This window comes from Rossellomorea pakistanensis (assembly GCF_016908495.1).
Taxonomy (GTDB): domain Bacteria; phylum Bacillota; class Bacilli; order Bacillales; family Bacillaceae_B; genus Rossellomorea; species Rossellomorea pakistanensis.
On sequence record NZ_JAFBDZ010000003.1, the window covers coordinates 611,353 to 632,930 of the forward strand.

The 21,578-nt window shown below is 35.4% G+C and carries 21 protein-coding genes and 1 riboswitch; of the genes, 17 read left to right on the forward strand and 4 right to left on the reverse strand.

Annotation, left to right across the window (positions count from 1 at the left end; all coding sequences use genetic code 11):
* The first annotated feature begins 112 nt into the window (after nt 1-112).
* The 10 genes from rny (at nt 113) to JOC86_RS16950 (ending at nt 10,244) form a co-directional block, all read left to right on the forward strand.
* Nucleotides 113-1,672, forward strand: a complete 1,560-nt coding sequence (rny, locus tag JOC86_RS16905) for a ribonuclease Y (RefSeq protein WP_205174078.1) — start codon at nt 113-115, stop codon at nt 1,670-1,672.
* Nucleotides 1,673-1,881: 209 nt separating this feature from the next.
* Entirely contained in the window at nt 1,882-2,730 is an 849-nt protein-coding gene (locus JOC86_RS16910) for a dimethylarginine dimethylaminohydrolase family protein (RefSeq protein ID WP_338021770.1), read from the forward strand.
* A gap of 69 nt (nt 2,731-2,799) precedes the next feature.
* Nucleotides 2,800-2,844, forward strand: a riboswitch (PreQ1 riboswitch).
* Between the two features lie 101 nt (nt 2,845-2,945).
* Nucleotides 2,946-3,611: a 7-cyano-7-deazaguanine synthase QueC gene (gene queC / locus JOC86_RS16915; protein ID WP_205174079.1), complete on the forward strand. Its 666-nt coding sequence runs from the start codon at nt 2,946-2,948 to the stop codon at nt 3,609-3,611.
* Nucleotides 3,608-4,045: a 6-carboxytetrahydropterin synthase QueD gene (queD, locus tag JOC86_RS16920; RefSeq protein ID WP_205174080.1), complete on the forward strand. Its 438-nt coding sequence runs from the start codon at nt 3,608-3,610 to the stop codon at nt 4,043-4,045. Before queC ends, queD begins: the two co-directional genes overlap by 4 nt.
* Entirely contained in the window at nt 4,042-4,767 is a 726-nt protein-coding gene (queE, locus tag JOC86_RS16925; RefSeq protein WP_205174081.1) for a 7-carboxy-7-deazaguanine synthase QueE, read from the forward strand. Before queD ends, queE begins: the two co-directional genes overlap by 4 nt.
* Before the next feature lie 105 nt (nt 4,768-4,872).
* The gene (locus tag JOC86_RS16930) at nt 4,873-5,673 is read left to right on the forward strand and encodes a TIGR00282 family metallophosphoesterase (RefSeq protein WP_205174082.1); all 801 of its coding nucleotides are present in this window, start codon (nt 4,873-4,875) and stop codon (nt 5,671-5,673) included.
* 146 nt (nt 5,674-5,819) lie between these two features.
* Nucleotides 5,820-6,080 carry a stage V sporulation protein SpoVS gene (spoVS, locus tag JOC86_RS16935; RefSeq protein ID WP_003211281.1) on the forward strand — a complete coding sequence of 87 codons (261 nt, stop codon included), beginning with the start codon at nt 5,820-5,822 and terminating at the stop codon, nt 6,078-6,080.
* 363 nt (nt 6,081-6,443) lie between these two features.
* Nucleotides 6,444-7,367, forward strand: a complete 924-nt coding sequence (locus JOC86_RS16940; RefSeq protein WP_205174083.1) for a dipeptidase — start codon at nt 6,444-6,446, stop codon at nt 7,365-7,367.
* Between the two features lie 264 nt (nt 7,368-7,631).
* The gene (locus tag JOC86_RS16945; RefSeq protein ID WP_205174084.1) at nt 7,632-9,374 is read left to right on the forward strand and encodes a 2-oxoacid:acceptor oxidoreductase subunit alpha; all 1,743 of its coding nucleotides are present in this window, start codon (nt 7,632-7,634) and stop codon (nt 9,372-9,374) included.
* A gap of 3 nt (nt 9,375-9,377) precedes the next feature.
* Nucleotides 9,378-10,244 (forward strand): 2-oxoacid:ferredoxin oxidoreductase subunit beta, encoded by an 867-nt coding sequence (locus JOC86_RS16950; protein ID WP_205174085.1) that lies wholly within the window; start codon nt 9,378-9,380, stop codon nt 10,242-10,244.
* 37 nt (nt 10,245-10,281) lie between these two features.
* Here the strand turns inward: JOC86_RS16950 and JOC86_RS16955 are convergent, their stop codons facing one another.
* Nucleotides 10,282-11,205 (reverse strand): coiled-coil domain-containing protein, encoded by a 924-nt coding sequence (locus JOC86_RS16955; protein ID WP_205174086.1) that lies wholly within the window; start codon nt 11,203-11,205, stop codon nt 10,282-10,284.
* Between the two features lie 556 nt (nt 11,206-11,761).
* On the opposite strand from JOC86_RS16955, the gene JOC86_RS16960 reads away from it, so the two are divergent.
* The 5 genes from JOC86_RS16960 (at nt 11,762) to JOC86_RS16980 (ending at nt 15,711) form a co-directional block, all read left to right on the forward strand.
* The gene (locus tag JOC86_RS16960; protein WP_205174087.1) at nt 11,762-12,949 is read left to right on the forward strand and encodes a BMQ_0737 family morphogenetic spore coat protein; all 1,188 of its coding nucleotides are present in this window, start codon (nt 11,762-11,764) and stop codon (nt 12,947-12,949) included.
* Between the two features lie 161 nt (nt 12,950-13,110).
* Nucleotides 13,111-14,325, forward strand: coding sequence for a hypothetical protein (locus tag JOC86_RS16965; protein ID WP_205174088.1), 1,215 nt, complete (start codon nt 13,111-13,113; stop codon nt 14,323-14,325).
* A gap of 22 nt (nt 14,326-14,347) precedes the next feature.
* Complete coding sequence (locus JOC86_RS16970; protein WP_205174089.1) at nt 14,348-14,485, forward strand: hypothetical protein; 138 nt, start codon at nt 14,348-14,350, stop codon at nt 14,483-14,485.
* Nucleotides 14,472-14,885, forward strand: coding sequence for a M67 family metallopeptidase (locus JOC86_RS16975; protein ID WP_205174090.1), 414 nt, complete (start codon nt 14,472-14,474; stop codon nt 14,883-14,885). Before JOC86_RS16970 ends, JOC86_RS16975 begins: the two co-directional genes overlap by 14 nt.
* A 115-nt stretch (nt 14,886-15,000) precedes the next feature.
* Nucleotides 15,001-15,711, forward strand: a complete 711-nt coding sequence (locus JOC86_RS16980) for a glycosyltransferase (RefSeq protein WP_205174091.1) — start codon at nt 15,001-15,003, stop codon at nt 15,709-15,711.
* 446 nt (nt 15,712-16,157) lie between these two features.
* On the opposite strand, the gene JOC86_RS16985 is transcribed toward JOC86_RS16980, so the two are convergent.
* On the reverse strand, nt 16,158-16,595 hold the full coding sequence (locus tag JOC86_RS16985) for a hypothetical protein (RefSeq protein WP_205174092.1): 438 nt from the start codon (nt 16,593-16,595) through the stop codon (nt 16,158-16,160).
* Between the two features lie 366 nt (nt 16,596-16,961).
* On the opposite strand from JOC86_RS16985, the gene JOC86_RS16990 reads away from it, so the two are divergent.
* On the forward strand, nt 16,962-17,663 hold the full coding sequence (locus JOC86_RS16990) for a glycosyltransferase (RefSeq protein WP_205174093.1): 702 nt from the start codon (nt 16,962-16,964) through the stop codon (nt 17,661-17,663).
* Between the two features lie 69 nt (nt 17,664-17,732).
* Here the strand turns inward: JOC86_RS16990 and JOC86_RS16995 are convergent, their stop codons facing one another.
* Entirely contained in the window at nt 17,733-18,647 is a 915-nt protein-coding gene (locus tag JOC86_RS16995) for an NAD-dependent epimerase/dehydratase family protein (protein ID WP_205174094.1), read from the reverse strand.
* Between the two features lie 368 nt (nt 18,648-19,015).
* Between JOC86_RS16995 and JOC86_RS17000 the strand changes: the two genes are divergently transcribed.
* Complete coding sequence (locus JOC86_RS17000) at nt 19,016-19,975, forward strand: hypothetical protein (protein ID WP_205174095.1); 960 nt, start codon at nt 19,016-19,018, stop codon at nt 19,973-19,975.
* Nucleotides 19,976-20,330: 355 nt separating this feature from the next.
* Here JOC86_RS17000 and JOC86_RS17005 read toward each other — a convergent pair whose 3' ends face one another.
* Entirely contained in the window at nt 20,331-21,398 is a 1,068-nt protein-coding gene (locus tag JOC86_RS17005; protein WP_205174096.1) for a glycosyltransferase family 4 protein, read from the reverse strand.
* Nucleotides 21,399-21,578 lie beyond the last annotated feature (180 nt).

A 21,578-nucleotide genomic window follows, 5' to 3' on the forward strand; every position in this document is an offset into this window, starting at 1 on the left:
CGAAATGAAATGATTGAAAGCCTAGCGCTGTATATTGAAACCTTTGGAAACAATGTACCAGCCGACATGCAAAGAGACATGACACAAGTTCATAGCAAGAGGAGGTGAAAAGATGGAACCCATTACAATCATCTCCATTTTGCTTGGCCTAATCGTCGGTGTAGTTGTTGGATATTTTATTCGTAAGTCCATTGCTGAAGCGAAAATAGCGGGAGCAAAAGGTTCTGCAGAGCATATTCTTGAAGATGCTAAGCGCGAGGCAGAAGCTCTGAAGAAAGAAAAGCTCTTAGAAGCAAAGGATGAAAATCATAAGCTTCGTACTGAAATGGAAAATGACCTTCGTGAACGAAGAAATGAATTGCAAAAGCAGGAAAATCGTTTAATGCAAAAGGAAGAGAACCTCGATCGTAAAGATGAAACACTTGATAAACGTGAATCATCCCTTGAAAGAAAAGAGGAAGCTCTTAACGAAAGACAACAACATATTGAAGAGATGGAAAGCAAAGTGGACGAGATGGTACGTACACAGCAAACTGAACTAGAACGCATCTCGGGCCTAACACGCGATGAAGGAAAAGCGATTATTCTCGATCGACTTGAAAATGAGCTCTCTCATGACCTTGCAATAATGGTAAGAGAACAAGAGACACGTGCGAAAGAGGAATCGGATAAGAAAGCGAAAGAAATTCTATCACTAGCCATTCAACGTTGCGCAGCAGAACATGTTGCTGAAACTACGGTTTCGGTAGTAAACCTACCAAATGATGAGATGAAAGGTCGCATTATTGGCCGTGAAGGTAGAAACATTCGTACACTTGAAACATTAACTGGAATTGATCTTATCATTGATGATACACCTGAAGCTGTAATATTATCCGGTTTTGATCCAATTCGTCGTGAAACGGCTCGTATTGCATTAGAAAAACTGGTTCAAGACGGTAGAATCCATCCGGCTCGCATCGAAGAGATGGTCGATAAAGCGAGACGAGAAGTGGATGAACATATTCGTGAAATTGGTGAACAAACAACGTTTGAAGTTGGTGTTCACGGGCTCCATCCAGATTTAATAAAGATTTTAGGACGGTTGAAATATCGTACAAGCTACGGTCAAAACGTTCTAAAACATTCAATGGAGGTTGCTTACCTGTCTGGCTTACTAGCAGCTGAGCTTGGTGAGGATGAGACATTAGCTCGCCGTGCAGGATTACTCCATGATATTGGAAAAGCAATAGACCATGAAGTTGAAGGAAGCCATGTAGAGATTGGTGTTGAACTAGCAACTAAGTACAAAGAGAACTCAGTTGTTATTAACAGTATTGCTTCTCACCATGGTGACACTGAACCTACTTCAATCATTGCGGTTCTAGTTGCGGCGGCAGATGCATTGTCTGCAGCGAGACCTGGAGCACGTAGTGAAACCCTTGAGAATTATATTCGTCGCTTAGAGAAGCTTGAAGAGATTTCTGAATCCTACGAAGGCGTAGAGAAATCATTTGCCATTCAAGCTGGAAGAGAAGTGCGAATTATGGTTCGACCAGAAAGTATCGATGATTTAGAAGCCCATCGATTAGCACGGGATATTCGTAAGCGTATCGAAGAAGAGCTTGATTATCCTGGTCATATCAAGGTAACGGTTATTCGAGAAACAAGAGCAGTTGAATATGCTAAATAAAGATCGGTTGGCCCAGTATTGGGTCAGCCTTTTTTGGTTGTTAGGAATAATAAACTTTGTAAATGACTTTAAATATGTATGGCTTATCATGAATGTAAATTAATATAAATACAATTTTATAGTATTTCCTGAACACATTTTCTAGGTTTATCATAAAAAAGGTTATGGGAATAATGTAGGAATGATGTAAAAATGGAGGTTTAAAGATTGTGGTAACAGAAATCGAACCCAATGTAAATAATGAGTATGATAATCTTGAAAAAGTAATTGTCTGTCCTCCAACTTTTATGAAAATAGACAAAGTTATAAATGAAACACAGAAGCAATTTATTGAAAAAAATATCAATCAAGAGAAGGCTACAAGTCAACATCAGCTTTTCGTGAAAACATTAACAGACATTGGAATTGATGTCATCTTTTTACCTGAAGAATCAAAGTATCCAGAACAGGTTTTTACTCGTGATATTGCTTTTACGATTGGAAATACTGTCTATTTATCAAAAATGGGGAATAAAATCAGAATAGGGGAAGAAGAAGTAGTAAGGTCATATTTAAGGGAAGAAGAAATCGCTTATAAAAGTATGGAAACAGGAAAAATTGAAGGAGGGGACGTATTAGTAGCAGATTGTAAAGTTTTTGTAGGAATCAGTTGTCGAACAAATAGAAGTGCGGTTATTGAACTTCAAAAATCTCTTAAACATTATAAGGTACTTCCTATTAAAATAGAGAAAAAGTATTTACATTTAGATTGTGTATTTAACATTATATCTTCTAACGAGGCTCTAGTTTATTCTCCTGCTTTTAGACAAAAAGAACTTGATTTATTATCATCTCATTTTGATCTTATTGAAGTAGAGAATAGTGAACAATTTACGATGGGTACAAACATTTTATCACTAGGGGAAAAACAAATAATTAGTTTACCTCAAAACATTCAAGTAAATAAACAGCTTCTAAATAGGGGTTATAATGTGATAGAAGTTGAATTTTCAGAAATTATTAAATCTGGGGGCTCCTTTCGTTGTTGCTCACTTCCATTACTACGAAGATCAAAATAGTAATGATAAGCAAAGGAATATATGATATAGTATGTACTGACAAAAGAAGAAATTCTGCCGGAAATTCTTGCAGGAGAGGTTCTAGCTACACCCTCTATAAAAAACTAAGGATATTGGTATCTCCTTAGAGGTGCCGTTTTTTTATGTTTTTCAAATAAGTTAGAATTTCTCTTTCTTCTTATATGGAGCAATCCACAAAGGAAAGGTGAAATATAATGAATAGTAAAAAAGCATTAGTTGTTTTCAGTGGTGGACAGGATAGTACAACATGCCTATTCTGGGCCATGAAACAGTTTGATGAAGTAGAGGCCGTTACATTTAATTATGGACAACGACATATAGAAGAACTTCAATGTGCTGAGGAGATTGCGGAGGAGCTGAATATTCGCCATCATATTCTTGATATGAGCTTATTAAATCAGCTAGCCCCAAGTGCACTAACAAGAAATGACCAAGAAATTATAGAAAAAGAGGGAGAATTACCGTCTACATTTGTCCCTGGTAGAAATTTATTGTTCTTCTCATTTGCGGGGGTACTCGCGAAACAAATTGACGCCAAGCATATTATAACAGGTGTATGTGAAACAGATTTTAGTGGATACCCAGATTGTCGAGATCAGTTTGTAAAATCATTAAATGTTACTTTAAATTTATCCATGGAAGAGTCATTCGTTATTCATACTCCACTTATGTGGTTAGATAAAGCTGAAACATGGGAACTAGCAGATCAACTCAAAGCTTTAGATTTTGTACGTGAAAAAACATTGACATGCTATAACGGAGTAAAAGGTGATGGATGTGGGACATGTCCTGCGTGTAAGCTTCGCGGGAGGGGTTTACAACAGTATTTAAACCATAGAGAAGAGGGGAAAAGAGCATGATTCAACAGATTTATCCTAGCCCAACCCACTCTTTTCAATATGAATTAAATAAAGATTTACAGTTCGCTGCAGCCCATTTTGTTCCACACAGTGAAGCAGGTGTATGTCAACAAGTCCATGGTCATACTTATTTTGTGAATATTACTATTGCAGCTGATGAATTGGATGATTCAGGATTTTTAGTGAATTTTAAAGACATAAAAACACTTATTCATAATCGATTTGACCATCGCATTCTAAACGAGGACTCGTTATTTTCGAATGATCATGCGAATGACTTTCCGACGTCCGAGGTCCTAGCAAGGAAGGTTTATGAAATTATTCAGCAGTACTTGGACACACGAAAAAATGCACCTAAATGTTTACAAATCTTCTTAAGAGAAACTCCGACTAGCTATGTGATTTATCGCCCAAAGGAGGCAAGAGGTTCATGAAGAAGCTTCCTGTTTTAGAAATCTTTGGACCAACTATTCAAGGTGAAGGAATGGTGGTCGGACAAAAAACGATGTTTGTACGAACAGCAGGGTGTGATTATTCTTGTTCATGGTGTGATTCTGCATTTACATGGGATGGTTCAGCTAAGGAAGAAATAAAAATGATGACAGCTAAGGAAATATGGGAAGAGCTTAAAAGCATCGGAGGAGACCGATTCAAACATGTGACAATTTCAGGTGGGAACCCGGCTCTTCTTTCGCATTTAAATGAGCTATTGGATATTTTTCAAATGAATGAAGTTGCTTCAGCTCTCGAAACTCAAGGCAGTCGTTGGCAGGATTGGTTCCTTGAGATTGATGATTTGACAATCTCGCCAAAGCCTCCAAGCTCAGGAATGGTCACAAACTTTCATGTACTTGACGATATCATTTCAAAGCTCTCGCAATCTTCTCAGGGAAAATATAGTCTAAAAGTAGTCGTCTTTGATGACGAAGACTTGGAATATGCATCAAAAGTACATCATCGCTATCCTAATGTCCCTTTTTACATCCAAACGGGGAATCCTATTGTAAGTGAGAACAACGATGAAGTTCTAATTCAAACATTACTACAAAGATTTGAGGCCCTAACAGATCAAGTAATGAGTCGAAAAGATCTTCTAAATGTAAGAGTATTGCCACAGCTTCACACCCTAATCTGGGGAAACAAACGCGGAGTTTAGTACTTTAACGTACTGAGGGACGGTTCTCGACCGCTTTAAAGCGGTCGAGAACCGTCCCCAGTTATGTTAAAATATAAGAAATTGAAAATGAGGAAGGATTTGTGAATGAACATTCTATTTATTGGTGACGTTGTCGGCTCTCTTGGCCGGGAGATGATCACAGAATATTTACCAAAATTAAAGGCAAAATATCGTCCAACATTAACAATCGTGAATGGAGAGAACGCTGCCTCAGGACGTGGAATTACTCAAAAGATCTACAAAGGTTTCCTTCAAGATGGTGCAAATGTCATAACGATGGGAAATCATACATGGGACAATAAAGAGATATTTGAATTTATCGAGACTAGTAAGAATATAGTCCGCCCGGCTAACTTTCCAAAGGGCACACCTGGAAAAGGTCTTATTTTTGCCAATATGAATGGAGTCGAAATTGCCGTAATCAATTTGCAAGGCAGAACCTTTATGCCTCCATTAGACTGCCCCTTTGAGAAGGCAGAAGAATTAGTGAACGAAGCGAAAAAACGAACTCCGTTTATTTTTGTCGATTTTCATGCAGAAGCAACAAGTGAAAAACAAGCAATGGGTTGGTACCTTGATGGAAAAGTCACAGCAGTCGTAGGGACACATACCCACATTCAAACAGCGGATAATCGAGTACTACCAAATGGAACAGCGTTTATAGCAGATGTTGGGATGACAGGACCATACGATGAAATCCTTGGTATGACAAAAGAAGCCGTCATAAAAAAATTCATGACGAGCTTACCGGTACGCTTTGAAGTTCCAAAAAAAGGCCGCAAAAGTTTAAGCGGGGTGCATATCGAAATCGATTCAAAAACAGGTATGGCTAAAAAGATTGACCGAATCCTTATTAACGACGATCATTTATTTTTAGCAGAATAATTTCGAACCTTGTCTTTCCATGCTTTTTTCGTCCAAGCCGGAATGATTTGACTTTTTTGTGAATATAGTATCAGTGGAATCATTCTTACCAAGTTTGTTCTTGCTTGTGGACATTCGGTATAGGGAAATGACAAGGAGGAAATGAAATGGAAATATTAAAAGTTTCAGCAAAATCTAATCCCAATTCTGTAGCTGGTGCACTTGCCGGTGTTCTTCGTGAAAGAGGTGCAGCAGAGATTCAAGCCATAGGAGCAGGCGCTCTAAATCAAGCCGTTAAAGCGGTGGCGATAGCTAGAGGATTTGTTGCCCCCAGTGGAGTCGATCTCATTTGTATCCCTGCCTTTACAGATATTCTAATTGATGGGGAAGAGCGTACGGCTATAAAGCTGATTGTGGAACCACGTTAATACTAAAGGTCTGTTTTCTTGCCTAAGAGGCAGGGAAATAGGCCTTTTTTAGCTTTATAAAGGTTGAGACACTTATTAGAATCGTAATTCATATAGACGAAGTTACACCATCCTTTCAAGATCCTTTTGCAAAAAAATTAGCCTCTTAGTAAGGTAAGAAATTATAAATGATTCTGTGTAGATTACATGGAATTCAGTTATTTAGGATTATGGTTTCACCCATTTTCATTTGCTTATCCTTGCCGAATTATGGTATGAAAAGAGAATAGGATTTATTTGAATAAAATTAACCTATCTAATTTTAATTCATGAAGGAATTAGCTACATTAGAAGCGAATGAAAATAAAGAGAGGAGAGAAAAAAATGATTTTTGATGCACATTGTGATGCCTTGTTAAAACTGCATTATTATAAAGAAAAGGCTTCTTTTCAAAGCAAAAATGAATTACATATAACCTATCCACAGCTTGTTTCAGCAGGAAGTAAGGTACAGCTCTTTGCTATTTTTCTTGAACCAGAGTTAAAGCCTGGCCAGCGTTTTCAAACAGCACTAGAAATGATAGAAGTTTTTCACAAACAAATTCTCGCTCCAAACCCTAAGATGAAGTTGGTCAAAAGTAAAAATGATATCGAACAATTAAAAGAAGATGAAATTGGGGCCATGTTAACACTTGAAGGCTGCGAAGCCATTGAAGAAGATCTAGTAAAACTCGAAACCCTTTATCAGCTTGGAGTTCGATCGGTAGGGTTAACCTGGAACTGGGCAAATGCTGTGGCAGATGGAGCGTTAGAACCGAGAGCTGCAGGAATCACAAAATTCGGGAAAGAAGTTATTCAATTTTTAAATAGCAAGAAAATGTGGACGGATGTCTCCCATCTATGTGAAAAATCGTTCTGGGATACGTTAGAATTGGCTCAGTATCCGATTGCCTCCCATTCAAATACTTACACTTTATGTGAGCATCCGCGAAATCTAAAGGATGAACAAATAAGAGCACTTTTAGATAAAAACGGAGTAATCGGAGTAACCTTCGTCCCCAAGTTTTTGACGAAGAAAAATAAAGCAACGATTGCAGATATTATCCGTCATCTCGACCATATTTGTTCATTAGGAGGCAAAGATCAGGTAGGGCTGGGCTCTGATTTTGATGGGATCTCTGAAACCGTCGAAGGATTGTCGTCATTTAAAGATTACTCATTATTGGTCAATGAGCTTCAGAAGCATTACAGTGAAGACCAAGTGCACAATATTCTTTATAAGAACTTTTTCAATAGGTTACCACAATAATAACTAGCGGTTTTCCGCTAGTTATTTTATTTTAATTAATGAGGAAATTGCCTTAGGAAAATATCTTTATAGAATTATACTCAAATTAGTATGTGATACGTTTTCATAGTTTCTGAGTCCAATAGATTACAAACAATAATAATGTAAGGGTTTTCATGATAAAAATCACTGGAAACTGTCTGAATTCCTAGTGATTCACCCTGAAAAGTGGTAAACTAGTTAAGATATTTCTATTAATGATCGTGTTTTGAAGGGGTGAATGAAATGGTAGAACAACTGTCGTGGAAAGTTGGAGGACAGCAGGGTGAAGGGATTGAGAGTACCGGAGAAATCTTTTCTATGGCTCTTAATCGTTTAGGATATTATTTATATGGTTATCGTCATTTCTCTTCTCGTATTAAGGGAGGGCATACAAATAATAAGATCCGAGTCAGCACGAAGCAGGTTCGTGCAGTATCGGATGATTTAGATATATTAGTAGCTTTTGACCAAGAAACGATTGATGTGAATTATCATGAACTTCATGAAAACGGAATTATTATTGCAGATGCAAAGTTTAAACCTGTAAAGCCAGAAGATACTTCTGCTTCATTATATATTATTCCTTTTACAGAACTTGCAACAGAACTGGGAACATCTTTAATGAAAAACATGGTAGCAGTCGGTGCTTCTTGTGCGGTATTAAATCTCGACCCAGAAGTGTTTAAGGATGTTGTAGAAGAAATCTTTGGTCGCAAAGGTGAAACCGTTGTTGAAAAAAATATGGAAGCGATTAAACAAGGCTTCTCAACTATGAAGGAACAATTAGGTGATCATGTAGGCGTATGGCAATTAGAACAAGCAGATGGGAAAAAACGCATGTTTATGATCGGGAATGATGCTATTGCTTTAGGTGCTTTAGCAGCGGGTGTCAGACTGATGCCTGCATATCCTATTACGCCTGCATCTGAAATTATGGAATACTTAATTAAAAAATTGCCATCTGTTGGAGGAACCGTCATTCAAACAGAAGATGAAATTGCGGCTGCTACAATGGCAATCGGTGCTAATTATGGAGGGATTCGTTCCTTCACTGCATCAGCAGGTCCGGGCCTCTCATTGATGATGGAAGCCATTGGCTTGTCAGGGATGACGGAACAACCACTAGTGGTAGTCGATACTCAACGTGGCGGTCCATCAACAGGGTTACCTACAAAGCAAGAACAATCAGACTTGATGGCAATGATTTACGGAACACATGGAGATATTCCGAAAATCGTCCTAGCTCCAAGCACGGTTCAAGAGGCATTCTATGATACTACCGAAGCATTCAATCTAGCAGAAGAGCATCAATGTCCGGTTATTATCCTATCAGACTTACAGCTTTCACTTGGAAAACAAACCGTGGAACCACTTGATTATAGTAAGGTAGAAATTCGACGCGGAAAATTAGTTAAGGATGCATCTGAACTTCCAGAGCTTGAACCAAAGAAATACTTCAAACGATATGAAGTTACGGAAGATGGTGCCTCGCCTCGTGTGATACCAGGAATGAAAAACGGAATTCATCATGTGACAGGTGTTGAGCATGATGAAACTGGAAAGCCGTCTGAAGCTGCCTCAAATCGTAAAGCACAAATGGATAAACGATTCCGTAAAATTGAAAAGATCAAGTTCAATCATCCTATTCATGTAAATGCTCCAAATGAAGAGGCTGATCTACTACTGATTGGATTTAATTCTACACGAGGTGTGATAGAAGAGGCAATGGAACGTTTAGAAGCAGACGGAATAAAAGTAAATCATGCACATGTTCGTCTCCTTCATCCATTCCCTGCAGAAGAATTACGCCCGCTGGTTGAATCTGCTAAGAAAATCGCAGTGATCGAGCATAATTCCACAGGTCAATTAGCAAATATTATCAAGATGAATGTTGGTCATGCAAACAAAATGACAAGTCTAACAAAGTATGATGGTACGCCATACTTGCCGCATGAAATTCATTCACAGTGCAAGGAGTTGTTTTAATCTATGGCAACATTTAAAGATTTTCGTAATAATGTAAAACCGAACTGGTGCCCTGGATGTGGCGATTTCTCTGTACAAGCATCCATTCAACGTGCAGCCGCAAATGTTGGTCTTGAACCTGAAGGGCTCGCCGTTGTATCAGGGATCGGATGTTCAGGAAGAATTTCTGGCTACATTAACTCCTATGGATTCCATGGTATCCATGGTCGCGCCCTGCCAATTGCTCAAGGGTTAAAAATGGCGAATCGTGACCTAACCGTTATTGCATCTGGGGGAGATGGAGATGGGTTTGCTATCGGGATGGGGCATACCATTCATGCAATGCGTAGAAACATCGATATTACCTATATTGTCATGGATAACCAAATTTATGGCCTAACTAAGGGCCAGACATCTCCACGATCAAGCGCAGGGTTTAAAACGAAATCAACACCACAAGGAGCGATCGAGCCTGCCCTAGCGCCTATGGAAATGGCATTGACAGCTGGAGCAACATTTGTTGCCCAAAGCTTCTCTTCTGATTTGAAGGAGTTGACGGCTCTCATTGAAGCTGGAATTCAACACAAAGGTTTCTCTGTCATTAACGTGTTCAGTCCATGTGTAACATACAATAAAATTAATACGTACGATTGGTTTAAAGAAAACCTAACAAAACTTAGCGATATTGAAGGCTATGATCCTTCCAACCGAGAAGAAGCGATGAACACATTGATGAGAAAGGATGGACTTGTTACAGGGTTGATTTATCAAAATCAAGAACAACCATCCTATCAAGAGCTAGTTACAGGCTATTCAACCGAACCACTAGCACACCAAGACATTAAATTGGACGAACAGAAATTTGATGAACTACTAAAAGAATTTATGTAATCATAAAGAACCGAACTCCAATCAATGGGGTTCGGTTTTAATTTGGGTTTTGTTTTAATTGTTGGATTTCTTCCATAAGAATAGCGTTAGTGTATAAAAGGTGTTGAATCATTGTTTGGTTTTTTTGCTCATTATTTTCGTTAGATTTCTGTTTTGATTCATCCTGACTCTTCTGCTCAAATAGTAATCTGTTGTCTTTCATTATACTGACCTCTTCTTTGAATTTTTTTAGCCCCATTATTATTTCCTGTTTTTCTTTATTAAGCATTTGAATATTTTCTTGGAGGTCTTGAATCAACTTTTGAGCTTCTTGAAGTTGTTTTACTTTTTCCCATTCACTTTTAGAAAGGGTTTCAATTAGCTCTTTTTGTTCTTCTTGAAATTTCTTTAATTCCTTCATTTCTTCAATCTTTTTCTGAGACTCTTTTTCACCTCTCTCTATCCCCAATTCATAAAGATTCACTTGTGATTGGTAAAGCTGTGACTTTAATGATTGAATTTCTTCAAATTGAGTTTCGTTTACTTTAAGAAGATAGCACTGTTCAATTTGTGATAACACGGCTTCTTTTTTCGTGCAGTTCAATTGATCTTCAAAACATTCTGCCCTATCTGCTTGTTGTGCTACGTGAATCTTATGAATTTGATTTGATTTGAGTAATTTATCTTTGTATTGATTGAGAGTAAAATTTAATCTTTTAATTTCAAGCTGCTGAGTTTTTAAATTATGGAAGTAATTCTCGGTGTATGCTGTTTCTTCCTTTAATTTGGACTGATATTCAGTTATCTTATGGTTCTGATCATCGACCTTTTGATTGAGTGCTTGAATTTCATGTTGGAGGGATTTGATCTTTTGAGATAAATAGTCATCATCTAGTTCTAGAACTTTATGTTTGTACTTTTCTAATTCTGATTTATAATGAATAATCTGTTGCTTCAGCTGAACATCTGTTAGTTTTTTCATTTGGTAAGTCTTACTCCTTTCTATTGAGTGATCCTACTCTGTATATATATGTTGAAACAAGAGAAGGCGCTATTCAGCAATATAAAAAAGACCTGAAAACTTCCCAGCGTTTACAGGTCTTTTTAGTTATAAAAAATATATATAAATATCATTGCAATGATAGATTGTGATAAAACATTCCGTTCTACTATTCATTTTAAAAGAAAATGAAATGCGTAACTATTAGAGTACTACACTTTAGCCTCCATTCTTCACATTAGGATAAAAAAATAAATAATATATATAAAATAATTTAAATAAATTTTAAAGTTTGGTACATCCAATTATGGTTGTTTCACATTCCTCCTTTCTTTTACTATATACTATGAAATTTTTTGGTGTGGATAACTGTCAAATGACTATTTATTTGCCTATTTTTCAATAGATTTTAGTAATACTATGAAAACGCCTAGTAAATTTTTTTTGAAAAATAGGTCATTACTCTATACCAAATTCCATCTCGTCCATAGGATATAGTGTGATATAAATATTCATTTAAAAGAAAGGAAGGATTTGTTTGAATAAGCGTAAAACTATTAGGGGTTCCCAGACTCCTACGCCATCAGCGTCTCCGATTCCATTAGATCCAAACGATTTGGCTCCAGAATGTATTCGCGTTGACAAGGTCTATGACTGGGTATTCTTTGCTAACAAGTACGAGAATAAGAACTTCATCCCTGATGAAGATTGTCGTGCAGCTGTAAGTGCAGCATTAGCAGCAGGTCAAAGGGTAGAGGTTCAATGTACTCCTCCAGACCCAAGTGAAGTTCAAAGCACTGCGACAATCCAGGAAAATGGAAACCCAGGAAGAGTTCTTATCATCTGGACAGTTCCGGTATTAGTAACAATCCTAATTGACGGTGAAGCAGAATGCTCATTTACTGTTCGTACACAATTTACAGATGAAATTATGCTTTGCGTACCAACTGGAATTACAAATGCTAACCTTAATGTAAGAGCTACTCAGGTTATTTGTAGTACTGGTGGAGTTTTAATGGGGCCAGATCCATTTGGACCAATGATTCCATTAAAAGTTGTTCTATGTAAAGACGTTCAAGTAGAGTTCCCAGTTAAACTAGAAGTTCTAGCGAAATTCTGCTTCCCACGTCCTAATAACATCCGAGTGCCTGAAGAAAAACTAAGATGTGATCTAAACTTACTAGAATTCCCACGTCAATGTCCTGGATTATTCCCAGTAGATAACTGTGAATGCCAAGCGACTGCTCTAGCAAGAAACGAAGATACGGATGCAACATTTGGAACCGGAGCTACTGCAGATATCGTTACAGGTCTCTCTACCCTAAGAGCTGAAATTTGTCAGGAATGTTCATTGGCTGATAGTACATTCACCTACTCATTTACTGACACAGAAGTTGGTCCGACACCTGCTCCAACAGCAACAGGATTCCAACCAGACTTCAGCTTTACATTCAACCCAACTTCGATTGATCGTGTAACATGTGGTGATGATGCATTAACAGCAGTTGGTGAAGGAACTCGTTTCTTTGACGGTGTACCTGAACAATTATTCTATGAACTTCAAATCTTTACAGGATTAGTAGGACCAATTACAGAAGGATTCCGTTTAATTCTAAGAAATACAGCAAATGTTGTTATCTTTGATAGTGGAGTAGTAGAAGCACTTGTAGAGTTTGGAGAGTGTGATACTTTCGCAGACTTAATCGGAGACGATTTTGACGATTAAGTAGTTGAGAGGAGGGAGTAACTTCTCTCCTCTTTATTTTATTGACTTAAAGGAACTAGGAATTTTCTATTCTTCCTACAGTCATACCAGGATTATTTTAACCTTGTCACTAAACCTTACATACAATAGTACAACACCAAGAAAAGATGGGGGTGAGATGAATGACAGATAAAGAGATGCTTTTCGAGAATACATCTGGAGAGAGTTATTTAGAAGTGCTTCAAGATATTCATTCGATTTCATCTGATTTAGAATCCCTCTATAAACAGTACACCAATAGGCTTAAGAACTTATCGGAAGAGCTAGCCGCGGAAAAATCGAAACATCGATTATATCAATTTGAGATTTCAGATAATCATGAAACCATTCAAACCTTATCAGAACAAATTAATCATTTACAGGAGGATAGACAGAAGAGAATAGAGACCATTTATCTTTTAAACAAACAGCTTTCACAGACAAAAACCCAGGTTCAATTAAAAGAAAATTCTCCAAAAACAGAGGAGTCCTCCGTTACCAGACCCCAAATCGGACAATTATCGGATCGTCCTCCTACTCAGCCTCCAGAAATTATGATTATCTATGAAAGTAATTATCAGGAGAAATTACTTCTAATTGAACAATTTAAAAGAGACTTTATTTCTTTCCTTTTAGATTCAAAAAAATTTTTACTTCGTTCACAAACTGTCTATACAGATATTGAAGCGTACGGTCAGCTTATTTCAAATGAGATGAAAGAAGTAAACCTTTATAAGCAAGAGTTTATTAAAAAACAAAAAGGTGGAAGGTGGATAATAAAAATGTGGAATTTTTTATGGGGAAAAAGTGAAGAAAATATAAATCCTGAAGTATTAAAAAAACTCGAAGTTATTGAGAGTCATTTACAGTCTTATTCTAATAAGTTTAAGGAAGTAAGTGAATCAATGAAGGAAAAGGAGGAGAGAGATAAAAAGACTGAACTTTATCTTGAAAAAATGAGTAGCCTCCATGCAGAGCTGAAAAAAATAGAAGAGTATTATGAAGAAGAATTAGAAGCATTAAAGACGAAATTAAATGAGTATAAACAAAAAGAAGTTGAACTTCAAAAAGAAGTCTCATTATTAAACAAGAATCTTACTGAAAAACAGGAGCCAACAACCAGTGAAAGAGAAGAAGAATTAGAAAAAGAATTGGAAATCCTGAGGAAGAAACTTCAGTCTCAATCTAATAAGAAAAACAACATGTTTCAACAAATGAAAAATACGGCCAATTTAGAAAATAAGAAAAGCCAAACAGAGCAAATGAGTAATCCAGAATACGAAAAATACGCCAGTGTTCCGATGCCTAATGAATCAAAGAAGACCATATTTGATCCAAGACGTTATAACAGATCATAACACTTTGAAAGGGGGGAAAAAGATGCAGTCAAGGAATTTGAATAAAATTTACCGGCAGCAAAAAAGTATGCCTATGGGAGCAAAAAAAGAACAACGAAAGAAAATGGAAGCAAGTAGAACAAAATTTAAATTTAAAGGATGCGGTTGTGGAGCAAAATAATTCGGTCCTTCTATCCAAAAATGTCTATAGTCAAATCATGTATGAATGTAAAATGGGGCTGCCAAATGAAGCATGTGGTTTACTTTCAGGCTGTGGCAATCGTTGTAAAACGGTATGGCCAATGAAAAACATGGAACCAACTCCATTTTCATTTGTGATGGACATACAAGAGCAAGATATGACATTTGATATGATAAAAAGGAGAAATGAACGTTTTGTAGGTATTTATCACTCCCATCCATTTGGTGTTGCTGTACCTTCATATGATGATGTAATTCATGCATTATACCCAGACACCTTTTATTTTGTAATTTCAGTAGGTCATCGCTCAGCGGAATTAAAATGTTATAAAATTTATAAAGGTAAAGTGAAACATGTAGAAGTTATCATTACAGACTAAGAGTGCTTCATTTGAAGTACTCTTTTTTACCTTCTATTAAAATGGGATATGATACAAGCCGATATGGATGATTTACATATTATATTGTAGATGATACTCGAAAGAAGGTATAGACATGAAAGTATCAGTCATCATTCCTTTTTATAATTGTCCTTATGTAGATCAGGCGATAAAAAGTGCATTGAACCAAACTTATCAGAATATTGAAGTGATAGTGGTTGATGATGGTTCAACACAACATGTGGAAAAGATTAAACCGTTTATAAATAGAATAAAGTATTTAAAGAAAGCTAATGGCGGAACCGCTTCTGCTTTAAATTATGGTCTCAAGCATGCTACTGGACAGTATTTTGCTTGGTTGAGTTCCGATGATATGTTTCTAAAGACTAAAATTGAGAGACAACTAACATTTATGAAGAGTACCGGAGCTCTTGTTTCCTACACTGCCTTTATTTCGATTGATGCTAATAATAAAGCGATCAACCAAGTACATTCGATACAAATGAGCAGAAAGAAATTGATGAGACAGCTTCTAAAAGGATGTCCTATTAATGGTTGTACGGTAATAGCCGATATTAATTTAATCAAAAGGTCTGGATTTTTTGATGAAAGTTTTAAATATGCTCAAGATTATGAAATGTGGTGCAGGCTTATTCTTGATTCAAGTATTTCCTATTTAGATGAAGCTTTAATTTTATACAGGGTCCATAATTCTATGGGATCAGTAAAACATGCTAACGGAGTTGGAAAAGAGACATTAAGGGTCAAAAATAAATATAAAAAATTTTTCCAACTTTATTCAAGTCATAAAAAAACGAATAAATAATACTAATATATAGGTAGAGTTATATAAAAAGCATTTTTATAAATAAAGATTTCTGACTAACGGGCAAGGGGTGAACCTATTTGGTTTGTTTCGTGCTCTTTTTTTGTGAAGGCTCATTTGATCACTTATTTTTGGTTGGATTGTTGATTGTGATGAACAGAAACAATCAAAAAATATAAACAGAAATTATATCATTACCCATTTATCCATTTTGTTCTAAACTTCTTTTGATTTTAATTGGTATGTAAAGGGATGAGGAATTGAAAATGTTCGTAAAGCATGTAAGTAGAGAAGTAAGAGGGAATGGACTTATAATCCTTAAAAGCTTTTACTGAATGTTGAACATATGGAAAATGAATTTAAAAAGAAATAGAGCCTTTCCATGTGTCTCAAAAAAGCTCTATTCAGTTTATTAATAACTTGCTAGGCTTGTCTTTTTTTAATGATTATCCAGCTGTAGCAATAGCACTAAAACTCTCTGGACCAACCCTAATTGTACCTACGGCAGAAGCAGTTATTAGAGCTCTGTACACAAGAGGACCACTAGCAGGTTTTGGTGGATTAAAGTCTGCACCTGAAAAGGTGACTAATTGTGGACCAGCGACTTCAAGGCTTAATTGTTGTTCTGCAGTAAATACCGTTGTCATCCCAGTTTGTGGTGTTCCTCGAAGAATCGTAATAGTTACATCAGTCAGAACTGGAATTAGTGGCAATTGTACTGCTACCGTACCATTAAACTGGACCCTTATTTGTCCAACGGTTGCTTGTGAAACGTCTAGACCAACAATACCAAATAGACTTTCTTGACCTACAAGGATCGGGGTGGTAATACTGTTAGCTAAACTAGCATTTTGTGATGTTCTACCATCTAAATAGACTCCCATATTTTCACCTCCTTTTAACATATACAATATTATATGTTAAAAAATATCATGCGAATGTGCTAATATAACAGAGGAAACATACAATTATTAACGGCATGTTTACACTTTTTTCAGAGATAGAAGGTTAATGTTTTGCCTTTTTTATAGTTTGCAATTTAACTAATCATAGAAGTGATAGAAAGAGGCGGCTGTCCTGGTTCTGGGTGTTTTCCTACTCCCATATTTTTAGATTGATGAGTAAATAAAGTTTAGTTAGATTGGATTGAATTCGCGATATTTATTTTGTGAATATATGGGATATGGTGCAAACGGAATAAGGAAATTTACATATTATAACGTAGATGATTCTCGAAAGAAGGTAGTGAAATGAAAGTATCTATCATAATTCCTTTTTATAATTGTCCTTATGTAGATCAAGCGATTAATAGTGCACTAAACCAATCTTATAAGAATATTGAAGTAATTTTAGTTGATGATGGTTCTACACAATATGTGGAAAAGATTAAACCGTATTTAAATAGGATAAAATATTTAAAGAAAGCCAATGGTGGAACAGCTTCCGCCTTAAACCATGGGATTAGACATGCCACAGGACAATATTTTGCATGGTTAAGTTCAGATGATATCTTCTTAAAGGATAAAGTAGAAAGACAACTAGCTTTTATGAATAGAACGGGTGCACTCATTTCCTATACAGCTTTTACAAAAATAGATGCTAATAATAATGTTATTAATCACATCCATTATGGACAAATGAATAGAGCAGACTTTATGGAGCAACTCTTGAGGGGATGTCCAATAAATGGTTGTACTGTTATGATCGATATTAATTTACTTAATAAGGTTGGTATGTTTGATGTGAATTATAAATATTCTCAAGACTATGAAATGTGGTGCAGGATGCTTCTTCATACTCACATTTATTACTACAACGAGCCACTTACCTTATATCGGGTTCATAATGCAATGGGTTCGGTGAAATATCGAAGTAGAATGTCTAGGGAGGAAGAGTTAGTTAAATATAGATATAATAAATATTTTCAGGTTTATAAACATAAATACAAATAAGATAATGAAATAAAAAAAGATAGTGATTAACCCTCCTCAATAAATGATGGGGAGGGTTCGAAATTCGTATTAAGAATTCATAGAAATCTTATATGTTTCTAAGACTCCCGATTTTATATCATAATCAGGGGTCCATTTCAATTCATTTATTGCTTTACTATTAGCAAGACAGCTATGTTTAATGTCACCTACCCTTTCATTAGTGTGAATATAGTGAAGATCCTTTAAATGTGTGTTGTCAAGAATTCTAATTAAATCAATAATTGAAGTAGATTTACCAGTACATATTTGAAAAGTACCATTTTTTCCATTCTCAATAGCAGCAATATTTGCACTTGCGACATCTTTTACATAAATATAATCCCTTGTCTGCATTCCATCGCCATGAACCTTTAATGAATCATTGTTCTTCATTTTTTTAAGAAAAACCGCAATTACTCCACCTTCACCTTTTGCAGTTTGCCTTGGCCCATAAACATTTCCGTATCTTAATATAGTATAAGATTGTCCAAAAATATTATTATATAATTTTATATAATGTTCAGCAGATAATTTTGAAAGGCCGTAGTAAGAAATTGGAAGAGTAAAGTCTTCTTCATGTATTATTTTTTTTCCTGTGTCCCCATATACTGCAGAGGTAGATGAAAAGATAAACTTTTTAACAGAAGCTTCCTTACAAGCTTCCAACAGATTGATCGTTCCCATTATATTAACGTCCGCATCAAAATATGGATTTAATGTAGAGTGTTCTACATCTGCTTGCGCAGCTAAATGAAAGAGTAAATCAGGTTTTTCATTTACGATTAAGTTTTTGGTTTCTATACTACAAATATCCATGTTATGTGGGATGGCCAAAGGATGGATATTGCTATGTTTTCCGGTACTATAGTTATCAATGACATGCACTACAACGCCTTTATTAATTAATGCCTCTACTAAATGGGAACCAATAAATCCTGCTCCTCCGGTAACAATTGCTTTCATACTTTATTACATCCTTAATCTTTTTTAATATCGTATGTTAATAGATATTTTTTTGATAAGGCAAGAACCTAAAATAAAGTTATTAAAAGTATGTGAAAGCTAAATAGTGTTTTTTACTAATAAGGGCTTTTGATTCAATATAGCCAATTCCAATATCATTCCTGAGGATTGTACATATAATAAAAAGAATCTAAGTACTTAAAATATTTCATAATAAGAAAGAAAAAGTATATCCGGAATAACTCTTAATGATTGTACAATGATGAAAGATTTAGAAACTATAAAACTAAGATTGTTTGAAGGTATATGTAGAATATTTATTAGATCTTTAAAGGATAAGAATTAATTTGAAAAAAGGTGAGGGGTTAATGAATAATATCTATTTAGTTGGGGCGCAGCAAAAATCAGAGGTATTAAAAGATTGGGAACAATTTAAAAGGTCTATTGTATTAGATATGAATTTAAGTAATCAAAAGGTTATAAAAGTAATTGATTACGTATCTCCACCAGAAGTTTGCCCAGATATGAATGCATCGATTTCTTTTACAGCAGCAACCCTATCCAATCAAAAATTATATGTTGGTACTCAAACGGAGGTTATAGTATTTAATACACAGAATTTCAAATCGGAAAAATATATCTCTCTCCCATTATTTAATGATATTCATCATGTAAAACCTCGAAAAAACGGAAACCTGCTGGTGGTGAATACTGGATTAGAAATGGTTATTGAACTTTCGGCGAACGGGAAAATTATCAATTATTGGAATGTATTAGGTGAAGATCCATGGGGACGTTTTAGCAAAACCACTGATTATAGAAAAGTTCCTACAACAAAACCTCATCAATCTCATCCGAATTATGTTTTTGAATTAAATGATGAAATTTGGGTTACAAGGTGCTTACAAAAAGATGCTATTTGTGTAACCGAACCAAACAAAAAAATTACCATTGGCCGACAGTTAATTCACGATGGAATTGTTTTTAATAACAAAATTTATTTTACTCAAGTAGATGGATGTATTGTAATCGTTAACGCAAATACATTAGAAATAGAAAAGGTTATTAATCTTCTTAATATTTCAGGGAAGGATAAAAAGCTTGGTTGGTGCAGAGGAATTAAACCACTCAATGAAGATATTGTTTTGGTTGGATTTTCTAGAATAAGGCCATCAAGAAAAATTAATAAGGATGGTACAACAGAATGGTTAGGTGGTTATGGGGTAATGCCGACCAGATTAGCTTGTTATGATATTAAAAAGAATAAGTTACTTTGGGAAAAAAATTTGGAAGACTATGATTTAAATGTTATCTATTCAATCAATTAAATACAATATTCCAGTAGTGAAGGAAATTAAATTCGTCTCAATTTCCTTCACTTTTTTCCGGGCAAAATATTAAGAATGCTCTTAGTATTTATTAAAAGTTTCCTACGATTGAAACTAGGTCTAAATAGACTTCTTTTTGGTTTTACGAATAGAGAATGACTTCTTAAGTAAAAAACGGAATATGAGATATTGTCATCCTTACTTTTTGAAACCAATTACAGTAATTGGTGTGGTAATATCCTCTTATTCTCTATCAAAAGTAAAAAAATGAAGGATATTACCTGGCTAGAAAATGACTAAAAATTAAATTAATAAAGACGAAGATGGACTCTAAAACCATTAAGAATAAAAATATCTATTTTTTAGATACAATAGAGTTTAGCATAGTAGTAAAGTTATGGTTATAGCGTTCTAAACTGAAATTATTTTGTACATGGGTTAGTGCGTTTGTTCTGATTTTTTCCGTTAGTGAAGAATTCGTCATTAACTCTTTTGCTTGTTTGAATGCGCTATTTATATCACCAATTGTATAGTATTTTCCTGTTTGGTTATGAACAACTGCGGTCTGGATCCCGTCGCAGTCTGTAGTTAGAATAGGACAGCGACTGCTCATTGCCTCTAAGGGGGCATACGGCGCTCCTTCTACTTTGGATGTAATACATAAGAATCCGCCAGAGTCACCGATTTTTGAGAAGTAGTGGCTCATATCCTTATTTGGTATATTTGAAAATACGGTTAAGTTTTTATCAATATTTAGTTTCTTTCTCATTGCTGCAAAACTCTCACGTTCTTCTCGAGTGGATAGAGTGGGATCTTCAAACATATATAGCTCAATATTAGGGTTATCTTGAACTAATCGATGACCGATAAGTAGGAATTCCCTCCAATTTTTGTTATCTTCAATACGACCAATCCACGCAACTATTGGGTTAGGGTGTTTAGGTAGTATTTTGTAGGAGTACTGTTTCCAATCTAAACAATTGTTAAAATTAAATTTTGGGGTGTTTGGAAAAAGAGTATTAAATAATTTCGTTATATGAGGAGTCCTAGGGTTTAATAATCCATCAGCATATTTCGATACAATGGGCTTTGCTGCTGTTAAGACCTTAGTTGCTTTATTTTTTGCACCCAGACCTTGGATTTCATAAATTAATTTTCCTTTAAAACCCAAATTTATTAACCGAGGTAATGCACCATAATCTGATATGATTACTGCTGCGTCATAATTTCCCTTTAATAAAATTTGTTTAATCTTGTTATCCTCGTTAGTAATATAGACTGGAGCATGATGATCATTGATTAATTCCCTTTGTTTTCGATAGTAAAGAAATTCACATTGATAATTTTTAAGTGCAGCCCGACGCTGTCGGTTATGAGTCTCTACCCCTCCACTTGGTACATAATATACAAACAGAATCTTCATGTAATACCTCCATTTAATTATTTTAAAGAATTGACCTTATTCCGCACTTCCCTTTTGTAGCTTCCAACTTCAATATATGTATATGTATAAAAATGATTCCAAATCGCCTATGCAAATGAGAAAAATAGTACATAAGATAAGTAGAGAATGTTAAAGACAATGTTTGTGAAATTAAAGTCT